The 11,961-nt window shown below is 66.9% G+C and carries 10 protein-coding genes; 2 read left to right on the forward strand and 8 right to left on the reverse strand.

What is annotated here, in order from left to right; genetic code table 11:
• Window positions 1-3 precede the first annotated feature (3 nt).
• From sdhA to kdgD, 4 genes are all read right to left on the reverse strand, one after another.
• On the reverse strand, window positions 4-1,836 hold the full coding sequence (gene sdhA / locus ACZF5Y_RS13655) for a succinate dehydrogenase flavoprotein subunit (protein WP_497533220.1): 1,833 nt from the start codon (window positions 1,834-1,836) through the stop codon (window positions 4-6).
• Window positions 1,837-1,879: 43 nt separating this feature from the next.
• Entirely contained in the window at window positions 1,880-2,323 is a 444-nt protein-coding gene (locus ACZF5Y_RS13660) for a succinate dehydrogenase hydrophobic membrane anchor subunit (protein WP_497533221.1), read from the reverse strand.
• A 17-nt stretch (window positions 2,324-2,340) separates the two neighbouring features.
• Complete coding sequence (sdhC, locus tag ACZF5Y_RS13665) at window positions 2,341-2,757, reverse strand: succinate dehydrogenase, cytochrome b556 subunit (protein ID WP_075205244.1); 417 nt, start codon at window positions 2,755-2,757, stop codon at window positions 2,341-2,343.
• 274 nt (window positions 2,758-3,031) lie between these two features.
• Complete coding sequence (kdgD, locus tag ACZF5Y_RS13670) at window positions 3,032-3,961, reverse strand: 5-dehydro-4-deoxyglucarate dehydratase (protein ID WP_497533223.1); 930 nt, start codon at window positions 3,959-3,961, stop codon at window positions 3,032-3,034.
• Between the two features lie 189 nt (window positions 3,962-4,150).
• Between kdgD and ACZF5Y_RS13675 the strand changes: the two genes are divergently transcribed.
• Entirely contained in the window at window positions 4,151-5,044 is an 894-nt protein-coding gene (locus tag ACZF5Y_RS13675) for a LysR family transcriptional regulator (protein ID WP_497533225.1), read from the forward strand.
• A gap of 34 nt (window positions 5,045-5,078) precedes the next feature.
• Here the strand turns inward: ACZF5Y_RS13675 and ACZF5Y_RS13680 are convergent, their stop codons facing one another.
• The 4 genes from ACZF5Y_RS13680 to ACZF5Y_RS13695 form a co-directional block, all read right to left on the reverse strand.
• A complete protein-coding gene (locus ACZF5Y_RS13680) occupies window positions 5,079-6,731 on the reverse strand; it encodes a M24 family metallopeptidase (RefSeq protein ID WP_497533226.1) in 1,653 nt (550 codons plus the stop codon).
• A 74-nt stretch (window positions 6,732-6,805) separates the two neighbouring features.
• Window positions 6,806-7,588 carry an ABC transporter ATP-binding protein gene (locus tag ACZF5Y_RS13685; RefSeq protein ID WP_497533227.1) on the reverse strand — a complete coding sequence of 261 codons (783 nt, stop codon included), beginning with the start codon at window positions 7,586-7,588 and terminating at the stop codon, window positions 6,806-6,808.
• Between the two features lie 26 nt (window positions 7,589-7,614).
• Window positions 7,615-8,664 (reverse strand): ABC transporter substrate-binding protein, encoded by a 1,050-nt coding sequence (locus ACZF5Y_RS13690; protein WP_497533229.1) that lies wholly within the window; start codon window positions 8,662-8,664, stop codon window positions 7,615-7,617.
• A gap of 55 nt (window positions 8,665-8,719) precedes the next feature.
• Window positions 8,720-9,589, reverse strand: a complete 870-nt coding sequence (locus ACZF5Y_RS13695) for an ABC transporter permease (protein ID WP_497533230.1) — start codon at window positions 9,587-9,589, stop codon at window positions 8,720-8,722.
• Between the two features lie 330 nt (window positions 9,590-9,919).
• On the opposite strand from ACZF5Y_RS13695, the gene ACZF5Y_RS13700 reads away from it, so the two are divergent.
• Complete coding sequence (locus ACZF5Y_RS13700) at window positions 9,920-11,959, forward strand: aldehyde dehydrogenase family protein (RefSeq protein ID WP_497533232.1); 2,040 nt, start codon at window positions 9,920-9,922, stop codon at window positions 11,957-11,959.
• Window positions 11,960-11,961: the final 2 nt, after the last annotated feature.

Below are 11,961 nucleotides of genomic sequence, written 5' to 3' on the forward strand. Positions count from 1 at the left end.
GACCTAGTACTTCCTCTCCAGCGGCGGGTACCTCAACTCGCCCTGCTCATTCTTCGTCACCACGACGGGCTTCCAATCCAGACGGATGTGATCTTCCGCATCGGCCGAGTGAGGATCACCCGACAGGTACGCCATCGTGTGCTGCATGTAGTTCTCGTCGTCGCGCTTGGGGTAATCATCGCGCATGTGGCCGCCGCGGCTCTCCTTGCGGTTGCGCGCCGTGTAGGTGAGCACCTCCGCGAGGTCGAGCAGGAAGCCGAGTTCGATGGCCTCGAGCAGATCCGTGTTGTAGCGCTTGCCGCGATCCTGCACCCCGACGTTGAGGTAGCGCACGCGCAGATTGTGAATCACGCCGAGCACCTCGGTGAGCGACTCCTCAGTGCGGAACACCTGAGCGCCGCGGTCCATGGCCTCCTGCAGCTCGCGGCGGAGGTCTGCGACGCGCTCCGTGCCGGTGCCGTTGCGGAAGCCCTCGACCATGTCGCGCACCATCTTGGCGGGGTCTTCGGGCAGCGGAACGAACTCGGCCCGATTGGCGTAATCGGCCGCGTTGTTGCCCGAGCGCTTGCCGAACACGTTGATGTCGAGCAGCGAGTTCGTGCCGAGACGGTTCGAGCCGTGCACGGAGACGCAGGCGCACTCGCCGGCTGCGTAGAGGCCGGGCACCACGGTGGTGTTGTCAGAGAGCACCTCGGCGTCGTTGTTCGTCGGGATGCCGCCCATGGCGTAGTGCGCCGTGGGGAACACCGGTACGGGCTCGGTCACCGGGTCGACGCCCAAGTACGTGCGCGCGAACTCGGTGATGTCGGGGAGCTTGGTCTCGAGCACCTCGGCACCCAGGTGGGTGCAGTCGAGGTAGACGTAGTCCTTGTGCGGGCCGGCGCCGCGGCCGTCGAGCACCTCCTGCACCATGGAGCGCGCGACGATGTCGCGGGGTGCGAGGTCCTTGATGGTCGGGGCGTAGCGCTCCATGAAGCGCTCGCCCGAGGCGTTTCGCAGGATCGCGCCTTCGCCTCGCGCACCCTCGGTCAGCAGAATGCCCAGGCCTGCGAGGCCCGTCGGGTGGAACTGGTAGAACTCCATGTCTTCGAGGGGCAGGCCCTGACGCCACACGATGCCGACGCCGTCACCGGTGAGGGTGTGCGCGTTCGAAGTCGTCTTGAAGATCTTGCCGAAGCCGCCGGTCGCGAAGACGATCGACTTCGCCTGGAAGACGTGCAGGTCGCCAGTCGAGAGCTCGTAGGCGACGACGCCGGAGGGCTTGCGCACCCCGTCGACCTCGGTCATGACGAGATCGAGCACGTAGTACTCGTTGAAGAAGTTGACGCCGAGCTTCACGCAGTTCTGGAACAGCGTTTGCAGAATCATGTGACCGGTGCGGTCAGCCGCGTAGCAGGCGCGGCGCACGGCCGCCTTGCCGTGATCGCGGGTGTGCCCGCCGAAGCGGCGCTGGTCGATCTTGCCCTCGGGCGTGCGGTTGAACGGCAGGCCCATGTTCTCGAGGTCGATGACCGCGTCGATGGCTTCCTTCGCGAGAATCTCGGCCGCGTCCTGGTCGACGAGGTAGTCGCCGCCCTTGACGGTGTCGAAGGTGTGCCACTCCCAGTTGTCTTCCTCGACGTTCGCGAGCGCCGCGGCCATGCCGCCCTGCGCCGCACCCGTGTGAGAGCGCGTGGGGTAGAGCTTCGTGATGACCGCGGTCTTGGCCTTGGGGCCCGCCTCGATCGCGGCGCGCATGCCTGCGCCACCGGCGCCGACGATGACGACGTCGAACTGATGATAGGTGACGCCGTCCTTGACGGTGATGTCCTCGCCCTGGTGGGTGTTGGTGGTCACGTGTGTCCTATTCTTCGATGCGAAATCCGGTGCTGCGCGGGGCCTACGGCACCGGGCAGAACGATGCGACGAGTGCCGGGTCGGCGCCCGCGGGGCACGGATCGAGCGTGTAGATCACGATGGTGCCGAGCAGGATCAGCAGCGCTGCGGAGAGGAAGAGCGAGACCTTGAAGGCCTTGGCGAGACCGGGGCGAACGACGTAGTCGTTCACGATGGTGCGCATGCCGTTGGCGCCGTGGATCAGCGCGAGCCAGAGCAGCAGCGTGTCCCAGACCTTCCAGAACGGCTGCGAGAGCTTGCCGCCCACGAAGCCGAAGTCGATGGCGTGCACGCCGTCGCCGATCATGAGGTTCGAGAAGAGGTGGCCGAAGACCAGGACGACCAGCAGCACGCCGGAGACGCGCATGTAGATCCAGCCCCACTTCTCCCAGTTCGTGCGCTTCTTGGCCGGCGCCTGTGAGCGCGGAGCGTCAATCGTCAATGACATAGCGTTTCTCCTCGCCCTCAGTGCCCGAATACGTTCATCAGGTGGCGCGGCAGGAAGCCGGCCATCGTAACCGCCCAGAGCGCCATGACGACCCAGAACATGGTGCGCTGGTACTTGGCGCCCTTGCTCCAGTAGTCGACCAGAATGATGCGGATGCCGTTGAACGCGTGGAACACGATGGCGGCGACGAGCACCGCTTCTCCCAGACCCATCACCGGCGTCTTATAGGTGCTCATGACGGCGTTGTACGCCTCGGGGCTGACCCGCACGAGTGCGGTGTCGAGCACGTGCACGAGCAGGAAGAAGAAGATGGAGACACCCGTGATGCGGTGCAGCACCCAGGACCACATTCCTTCGTTCCCGCGATAGAGGGTACCGCCGGGGCGGACCTTCTTTTTCACCGCGGGTGCGGCTGCTGCCGTTTGGGCTGACACGGGCTTCCTCCTTCGTCCGGCTTCGCCGAGAGGCATCCCGGCGGCTGACATCGCCATCTCGCCACGCATGGGTTTCCCCGTCATAGAGCATGGCTGAGAATCCACTGCGCACCCATTATGTCACCATTCGGGAGCGCCTCCGGCACCCTCCGGATGCCTTACGTGGCCTTACTTTCATCTGATGATTCGACCCGCGTGACGCCCACGCGGGCGAGGCGGAAACAGATCGGGGTTGAACACCTCTCGGTGTTCAACCCCGAATCGTTCCCTGCGCCTAGACCAGCGCGGGCACGACCGCCCGTTCGACGACCCGCACGAGGTCGGCTCGATCCTGCGTCGTAAGCTCCTGCAGCGGCGGGCGCACGGGCCCGCCGGTGCGGCCGACGGCGTCGAGGCCGGCCTTCACGATCGAGACCGCGTACCCGGGCATGCGGTTGCGCACGTCGAGGTACGGCTGCACGAACTCGCGCAAGGCGGTGAAGACTGTCGCGTGATCGCGGCGGCGCACGGCGTTGTAGAAGTCGATCGCGAACTCCGGCACGAAGTTGAACATCGCCGATGAGTACGTGGTCACGCCGAGCTCGAGATACGGCAGGGCAAAGGTCTCTGCGGTCGGCAAGCCGCCGACGTACGTGAGGCGATCCCCCAGCGTTGAATAGATCTGCGTCATCTGCTCGATCGAACCGACGCCGTCTTTGAACCCGATGAAGTTGGGCAGTCGGTCGGCGAGGCGCACGAGCGTCTCGGCCGAGTACTGGGCGTTCGCGCGGTGGTAGACGATGACGCCGAGCTTCGTGGCGCGGCAGACGCCCTCGACGTAGGCGGCCAGCCCGTCTTGACCCGCTTCGGTGAGGTATGGGGGGAAGAGCAGAATGCCGTCTCCACCGGCCGCCTCCACGGCCTGAGCGTGCGCGATGGCCGTGGCGAGCGACCCGCCTGCGGGCCCCAGCACGGCCGTGCGTCCGCCCACCTGGTGCACGGCGGCGGCCACGACCTGTGCGACCTCATCGACGGTGAGTGAGAAGAACTCACCCGTGCCCCCGGCGGCGAACAGGCCCGCGACGGGGTAGGCACTCAGCCATTCGACGTGCTCGCGGTATTGCGACTCGTCGAAGCGCAATTGCGCATCGAAGTGGGTGACGGGGAATGAGAGCAGCCCGGAGCCGATCTGGCTCGCGAGTTCGACGGGTTCCAAGTGGGGCACGGCGTTCAACCTCCTGTGGGTGTGGGTCACGCACCGCGAGCGGTGGCGATCGGGCTTCAGGTATCCGATGACTTCACGCTAAGTTCCCTGATGCATACCTGTCCAACATCCCTTCTAGATCATTTCATGCACAGAAGGTATCGTTATTCGAGTGCCGGATCACCCGGCCGCAGCGCAACGGAGGGCCGCATGTCGTACACCCTGGATCAGGTTCGAGCACTCGTCGCTGTGGCGGAGGAGTTGCACTTCGGTCGCGCCGCCGAACGGTTGCAGATGACGCAGCCACCACTCAGCCGGCAGATCCAGCGACTCGAGGCGACGGTCGGCGTGCAACTGCTGCGCCGCAGCAACCGCCGCGTGGAGCTCACCGACGCCGGGCGCGCGTTTCTCGACGAGGCCCGGCGCATCCTCGCGATCGCCGACGGCGCCCCGCAAATCGCACGCACCGTCGCTGCCGGGCTCTCGGGCATCGTGCGCATCGGCTTCACCGCTTCGAGTGCCTTCACCCTGCTCGGCCCGATGCTCGCCCGCATCTCGCAGGTGCTGCCCGACGTGACGATCGAGCTGCAGGAGATGGTGACGAAGCACCAGCTCGAGGCGCTGACGAAGAGCGAGATCGACGTCGCCATCGGTCGCCCCCCGTTCGACCCGGCCCGATTCGATTCGAAGCGCATCCACCGCGAACGCCTATTGGTGGCACTGCCCGAGGGGCACCTGCTCGCGCGCCGCACCAGCCCGATCGGGGTCGAAGATCTCGTCAACGAAGACATCATCATGCACTCGCCGATCGAGGCCAGATACTTCTACGACATCGCGACGCGCATGATGCCGATCTCGCGGTGGAAGCACCGCTTCACCGTGAGCCAGGTGTCGACGATGGTCGCGCTGGTCTCGGCGGGCACGGGTGTCGCACTCGTGCCCGAGTCGGCCGAGACGCTCGGCATTCGTGGGGTCACCTACGCGCCGCTCGTCACACTCGAGCCGCGTCCGGTCGAGCTCCACGCCGTCTGGCGCGAAGACGATACGCGACCGCTGACGCGCCGCATCGTGCACGAACTGCGCGCGGCGGCCGCCGACGCATAAAAGGTCGACGATCGCCGCGCGGGGAAACGGGAGCTCAGTGCTCCCGGAGCGTGAGGTTGTACGTGCGTTCTGCGCCGATGTACCAGAGGTCCTCGGTGCCGATCGCGTGCCGGTCGTAGCGCCACGGGATCTCCGCGGCACCGTAGGAGCCCTCGCGGAGCACGAAGCGGTAGCCGGGGCGCAGCTCGTTCGCGAACGACTCCTGCTTGCCCATGAGGTGCCCGACGTTGCGCTTGCTGTACTCGGCGTCGAAGTCGACCTCGTCGCCGAGTAGCCCGATCTCCTGCATTCGCGGCCGCACGGTCGCGAGATATTCGAGGGTCTTCGCGTGCACGTCTTCGCAGACGACACCCGGGCGCAGCTGCGGAATGATCGCCTCTCGCACCGCGGTCGTGAGGATGCCGTAGGCCTCGCGCCCCTCGGGGGTGCGCAGCACGGATCGCGCCATGTCGGAGGTCGCGACGACCACGCCGTCGATGACCACGCGCACGCCGGCATCGAGTTGGATGCAGGTGGTACTGGCGTCGAGCGGGAAGTCGGTCGGCGGGCCCGGGAAGAGCATGCGCTGCGATGAGTGCAGGTTCGTGAAGTAGGGCTCCACTGTGAACGGGATCCCCGATTCGGTGACGAACCGCTCCAGGAACTCGAGGTATCGCGCGTACATGATGTTCTCGGTGAACGCCTCCCCTGCGTCGAGCTGCGCGTGCGCCCAGTCGACCGTCTGTTCGATCGCGGTGGTCGAGGCGCGCGCCGCGATGAGCTGGAACGGCAGATCCTCGTGGTCGCGCTCGTCGCGCCACGAGCCGAGCGCCCGCGATGCCGATACGAGCACCGCACCCGCGTCGGTGAGGCGGAGACCGAGCTGACTCTGCTCCCACTGCTCCTCGAAGGCAATGCGCGGGCCGGCGGCGAGCGCCGTGATCGCTTCGGCCGTCGATCCGTACTGGCCGGTCTCGGTGCCGACGATTCCGGGTACAGCGTGCTCGGAGACGACGTACAGCGACCCGCCCGCCCAGAGGGCGGCGGCGGCCGGCTGCCAGACGGTGCCCGTGACCTCGCTGAAGTTCGGTGCCGATGAGAGCAGAATCGCATCGACCCCGAGCGCCTCGGCGACCTCGGGCAGCGCCGAGAACCGGGTGTCGACATCGGCGCGGAGCTCGCGCTCGAGGCCGGCGAGGTGATCGACCTCCCCGATCAGTCGCTGGGCGACGGGCACGCCCGCGGCGCGCCAACCGGCGAACTGCTGGAGCACGGCGGCCTGGTCGACCTCGACGACGACGACCGGGCGCTGCTCGGGCAGCTCGACGCGCACGTCGACCTCGCCCGTGAGCTTGAGGTAGTGCGTGTAGGGCGCCCGGGGGTCGAGGTCGACCGGGCGGTCGCCCACGAGCTCTTTCACGAGCGCCGGCAGATTCGCGGCTGCCGGGTAGTCGGCGACGGGGCGCGGATCGATCGTGACCCACGGCTCGTAGAAGCGGATCTTCGCCGGGTTTACGCCGCCGCCCGTCACGATGTTGCCCTGCTCCTGCTGGCGGGCCAACATCACTTCAGTGCCGCCGTCCTCGAAGATGAGCGGGGTGACGAACGGGAACGAATCGAGGCGGATCGCCGAGAACAGCAGTCGTTCGTTGGGCACGAAGCCGTAGCGCTCGGTGACGGCCTGGGGGTCGCAGATAATCTTCGCCATGGTGATGGTCTTCTTCCTCTTCTCTTCGGTGCGCGGTGCCGGTGCGGATACGGGTGCGGTTGCCGGTGCGGTGCTCAACTGATGCCGGCCTCGACGCCGAGCAGCCCCTCGACCTGCGAAACGAGCTCGGCGAACTCGTCGGCGTACCGGGTGTCCTTCGACCGAGGTCGGGCCAGGTTGACGTTGATGTCCGCGATGATGCGCCCGGGGCGGTCGCCGACGACGAGCACGCGATCCGCCAACCACACGGCCTCCGGGATGCTGTGCGTCACGAACAGCACACTGCGCTTTGTTTCCTGCCAGATGCGCTGCAGTTCGAAGTTCATCGAGTCGCGAGTCATCGCGTCGAGCGCTCCGAACGGCTCGTCCATGAGCAGAATCTCGGGGTGCGAGACTAGGGCGCGGCAGATGGAGACGCGCTGCTGCATGCCACCGCTCAATTCGTACGAGTAGTTCTTCGCCTTGTCGCCGAGGCCCACCATCTCGAGCAGCTCCTGCGCGTGGGCCTTCGCCTCTTTCGTCGAACGCTTGCGGAACTCCATGGGGAGCAGCACGTTGGCGAGGTTGTTGCGCCAGGGCAGCAGGGTGGGGCTCTGGAACACCATCGCGATGTCGCGCAGCGCTTCCTTCACCCCGCGACCGCGCACGAGCACTTCGCCCTCCGTGTTCTCGAGCAGGCCCGAGATGATCTTCAGCAGCGTAGTCTTGCCGCCGCCCGACTGCCCCACGATGGAGACGAACTCGCCGGGGGCGATGTCGAACTCGCAGCCGCGCAGCACCGTGTTCGTCGCGCCGTCGCGGGCGGTGTAGGTCATGCCGACGTCGCGGACGCTGATGACCGGTTCGGTGATCGTCATGTTGACGGTCCTTTCTGCCGCGCCGCTTACGCGGACGGCTGCTCGATCGTGTCGTCGGGTCCGAGGGGCTCGAGGAACTCGTTCGTGTAGATGTCTGCGGGCGAGATTTCGTCGGGGTGCTCAAGACCGAGGTACTCGGCGGCGAGGTCGATCTGCTTCTGCACGCCGGCGTCGCTCATGGTGCCGAAGCCGGCCTCGGTGTTCTCGTCGTCCCACATCAGATCGCACTGGCCCTGCACGGCATCGTCGACCGCATCGGCGTCGAAGCCCGGCACCTGCTCGTCGAAGATCTTCGCCGTCTCGTCTTGGTTCTGGCACGCCCATGCGAAGCCGCGCTGCATGGCAGTGCTGAAGCGCTTCACGAGGTCGGGGTTCTGCTCGATGGTCTTGTCGGAAGTGATGACGCCATTGCCGTAGTAGAGCAATCCGAGGTCGGCCCAGTTCAGAATGACGGGGTCGTACCCCTCCGCGATGAGCGTCGGGCCGTCCGAAACCGAGAGCGCCAGGTTCGCGTCCCACTGCTTGGCGATGAGCCCGGGGATCTTCGCTTCGCCGGCGGCCGAGACGATGCTCACGTCGCCCTCCTGCCACCCGAGCTTGTCGAGCACCGCGGGCCACATCGCGACCATGGCACCGTTGCCCTCGGTTGCGACGGTTTTGCCCTTGAGGTCATCCCAATCCTTGATACCCGAGTCGGGCAGCGCGAGAGCGGCGTACGCCGACTTGCCCTGCACCAGGTTGATCTGGCGAATCGAGGCGCCCTGGGCGCGGTTCAGAATCGACACGTTGTAGTCGGCCCACCCGAAGTCGACGCGGCCCGTATCGACCGATGCCACGGTGTTGGCCGATCCTGAGCCCGGCATGATCTCGACGTCGATGCCCTGATCCTTGAAGAACCCGGCTTCGACCGCGGCGTAGAAGGGGGCGTGCTTCGGGAGCACCGCGACGTCGAGCATGAAGTTGACCTGGTCGGTGCCGCCGTCGGCGGAGGCCCCCGACCCTGATCCCGAGCAACCGGTGGCGAGGAGCGCGGTCGCGGCGATCATTGCCGCAACCACTGTTTTCTGTGCGCGCATGTGCGTGCTTCCTTTCTGACAGAGAGGTACTGCAGTTCGTGGAGGATCGCGTGGACTACTTGACGTGGTTGCGCCAGGGCAGCAGTCGCTGCGCGATCACCGTGATGAGGTAGAAGAGCAGGAGCGAGATCGCCGCGAGCACCATGAACGCCGCGAACATGGTGGCGAGGTCGCTCTGGGCGTTCGCGCGCAGGATCACCTGGCCGAGGCCGTCGGTGCCCGCGATGAACTCGCCGACGACCGCGCCGCCGACGGCGAGCGAGATCGAGATCTTCGCGCCCGAGAAGATCGAGGGCAGCGCGTACCAGAATTCGATCTTGCGCATCCGCATCCAGGTGCTCGCGTTGTTGATGCGCGCCAGTTCCTTGAGCTCGTTCGGCACGGCCGAAAGCCCGTCAAACGTGTTGATGACCAGCGGGAAGAACGCGATCGCCATGGCGACAAAGGCCTTCGATTCGAAGCCGAACCCGAACCACACGATGAAGAGCGGAGCGAGCGCGACCTTCGGAATCGTGTCGACCGCGATGAGCGCGGGGTAGAGGAAGTGCCGCACCGCAGGGATATAGAAGAGAGTCGCGCCGCAGAGCACCCCCAGCCCCGTTCCGAGCCCGAAGCCGGCCAGCGCCTCCGTAATCGTGACCCAGGCATGGTGCGCGAAGTAGTCGGGCTGGGTAAAGAGCTTTTCGAAGGCCGCGATCGGGCCGACCAGCAGGTACGTCGGGATCTGGAAGACGCGGACGATGAGTTCCCAGATCGCCAGGATGCCGAGCATGCCGACGACGGCCTTGATGGCCTTGTCGACGCCGCTCGGCAGAACCCTGCGCTTGCGGGCCGGTGCGATGGCGATGGACTCGGTGAGGCTCGTCGGAGCGGCGATGCTCTGAGGTCCCCTGACCGCGGTGGGGTGCGAGGTATCGATGTTCATGACCTTCCCAAGTTCGAAGCGTGGAGACGTGCAGGTGTGCAGGTCTGATGGGTCGCGCATCCACTCTCGACGAGTCCTCGACGATGAGGCGGACGAAGCATGGTCCTCAGTATTGAAGCCGGTGAAGATACCTGTCTAACACCCTTTCGGCATTCATTGAGTCCTTCACGGTATGACCCTGTCGCTCGCTGCGTCATCCCGCTTGCAATACCCAGAGGGCATTATTCGAGACCGAATCAATACTGGACGTAGGAGGAACGACTCGCTTCACTGGCTGCATCGGGCATCTCGCGCGGGCGCCCGTGCTTCCCCGAAGAAAGGACTCCCACGATGGCAGCATCCTCCGCACTCGACCGACTCGCCGCACTCGGCCTCGAGCTGCCCGCCCCCACGCCGGGCCAGTACTCGTACACGCCGTTCGTCGCCGCGAACGGCGTCGGACACGTCTCCGGACAGATTCCGAAGCGCGACGGCGCCGTCGCGTACACCGGTGCCGTGCACAATAACGACGCTGTGGCGCGCGCCCAGGACGCGGCGCAGCTGGCAGCGCTGGGAGCGCTCGCGCAGATCGAGCACTCCATCGGCCTCGACCGCGTCGCACAGGTACTCAAGCTCACCGTGTACGTCGCGAGCGGGCCCGACTTCGACGATCAGCCTGCCGTCGCCGAGGGCGCCTCCCGATTGCTGCGCGACGTTCTCGGCGAAGCGGGCGCGCATGCGCGCACCGCATTCGGCGTCCCCCGCCTCCCGAAGAACGCCACCGTCGAACTCGATCTGGTCGTTGGGCTCCATGATGAGACGGGAGCGTCTCACACGCCCGCCGTCGACCCCGGGGCGACGTCTCACGGCGGGCCAGGCTCGCTCGACGCGGATCTCGACTCGGTGCTGGCCGCGGCCGATGCGGCCGCCCCCGAGCTCGCCGCACTGCCCCCTCGCCGTCGCGCCGCACTGCTGGTCGACCTCGCCGACGCGCTCGAATCGGAGCGCGAATCACTCGTCGCGATCGCCGAGCGCGAGACCGGCCTCACGAGCGCGCGGCTCACCGGCGAGGTGACACGCACCGCCGTGCAGTTGCGCCTCTTCGCCGAAGCCGTGGTGTCTGGTGCGCACTTCGACGCCCGCATCGATGAAGCGGACACCAACTTCGCCCTCGGCGCGCGACCCGACCTGCGCCGCACGCACATTCCGGTCGGCCCGGTGCTGAACTTCTCGGCGTCGAACTTCCCCTTCGCGTTCTCGGTGCTCGGCGGCGACTCCGCCTCGATCCTCGCAGCGGGCTGCCCCCTGATCGTCAAGGCCCACTCCGGCCACCCCGAGCTCTCCGACGCGACCGCAGCGCTCGCCCAGCGCGTCATCGCCGCTGCCGATCTCCCCGGTGGCACCCTCCAGGTGATCCACGGTCAGGAGACAGGTGTGGCGGCGCTGCGCGATTCACGGGTGCGCGCAGCATCGTTCACCGGCTCCACGCACGGCGGGCGCATCCTGGCCGACATCGCGGCCGCACGCCCGGCACCAATCCCGTTTTACGGCGAACTCGGCAGCATCAACCCGGTGTTCATCACCGATGCGGCGATCATGGAGCGCGGCAGTGCGCTCGCGGGCGATTATCTCGCAAGCGTCGGCGGATCAGCCGGCCAGCTGTGCACGAAGCCCGGGCTGGTGTTCGTGACCGAAAGGTCCGGCTTCGCCGAGGCGGTCCGCGTCGCGGCCGGCACGGCGTCGGTTTCCGAGCACCGACTGCTCGGGCCCCGCATCGCCGCGGCATACGCGACCGGGCTCGACGCGGTGCGCGCCCTCGCAGATGTGGAAGAGCTCACGGCGGGCGCGATCCGGATCGACACCGACGGCCAGGGATGGGTCACCCCGACCATCGTGCGCGTCTCCCTCGACACGCTCCGCGCACACCGCGAGATGCTTGCTGAAGAGCTGTTCGGTCCGTTCTCAGTGGTGATCGAAGTACCGGCCGGCGCAGCACTCGCGCCGCTCGTCAGCGAGTTCGTCGAGGGCAGCCTCACCGGCACCGTGCACCTCGGCGAGGCCGAGGGATCCGCCGCCGCTCCCCCGGCCGCCCTGCAGCAGCTCGTCGCCGAACTGGCCGAGCACTCCGGTCGCGTGCTCTTCAACGGCTGGCCGACCGGCGTCGCCGTCACGCCCGCACAGCAGCACGGAGGCCCGTGGCCCGCGACCACGAACGACGCCAGCACCTCGGTGGGCACCGCGGCGCTCGGGCGTTTTCTGCGCCCGGTCGCGTACCAGAACGCCCCTGCAGCCTTCCTTCCGGAGGCGCTGCGCGATGCGAACCCTCTGGGCGTGCCGCAGTCAAGGAGCGCCGCCGGTCAGTCCCTTTCCTGGGGGCGCGCAGTAGGCTGATT

It is taken from the genome of Leucobacter sp. WKLB1 (assembly GCF_059696215.1).

Excerpts from the sequence above, each read along its gene's own strand:
- ACZF5Y_RS13675 (WP_497533225.1), top strand. The coding sequence starts at position 4,151 with ATGTCGTACACCCTGGATCAGGTTCGAGCACTCGTCGCTGTGGCGGAG.
- ACZF5Y_RS13685 (WP_497533227.1), bottom strand. The coding sequence starts at position 7,588 with ATGACGATCACCGAACCGGTCATCAGCGTCCGCGACGTCGGCATGACC.
- ACZF5Y_RS13690 (WP_497533229.1), bottom strand. The coding sequence starts at position 8,664 with ATGCGCGCACAGAAAACAGTGGTTGCGGCAATGATCGCCGCGACCGCG.
- ACZF5Y_RS13680 (WP_497533226.1), bottom strand. The coding sequence starts at position 6,731 with ATGGCGAAGATTATCTGCGACCCCCAGGCCGTCACCGAGCGCTACGGC.
- ACZF5Y_RS13660 (WP_497533221.1), bottom strand. The coding sequence starts at position 2,323 with ATGTCATTGACGATTGACGCTCCGCGCTCACAGGCGCCGGCCAAGAAG.
- ACZF5Y_RS13700 (WP_497533232.1), top strand. The coding sequence starts at position 9,920 with ATGGCAGCATCCTCCGCACTCGACCGACTCGCCGCACTCGGCCTCGAG.
- ACZF5Y_RS13695 (WP_497533230.1), bottom strand. The coding sequence starts at position 9,589 with ATGAACATCGATACCTCGCACCCCACCGCGGTCAGGGGACCTCAGAGC.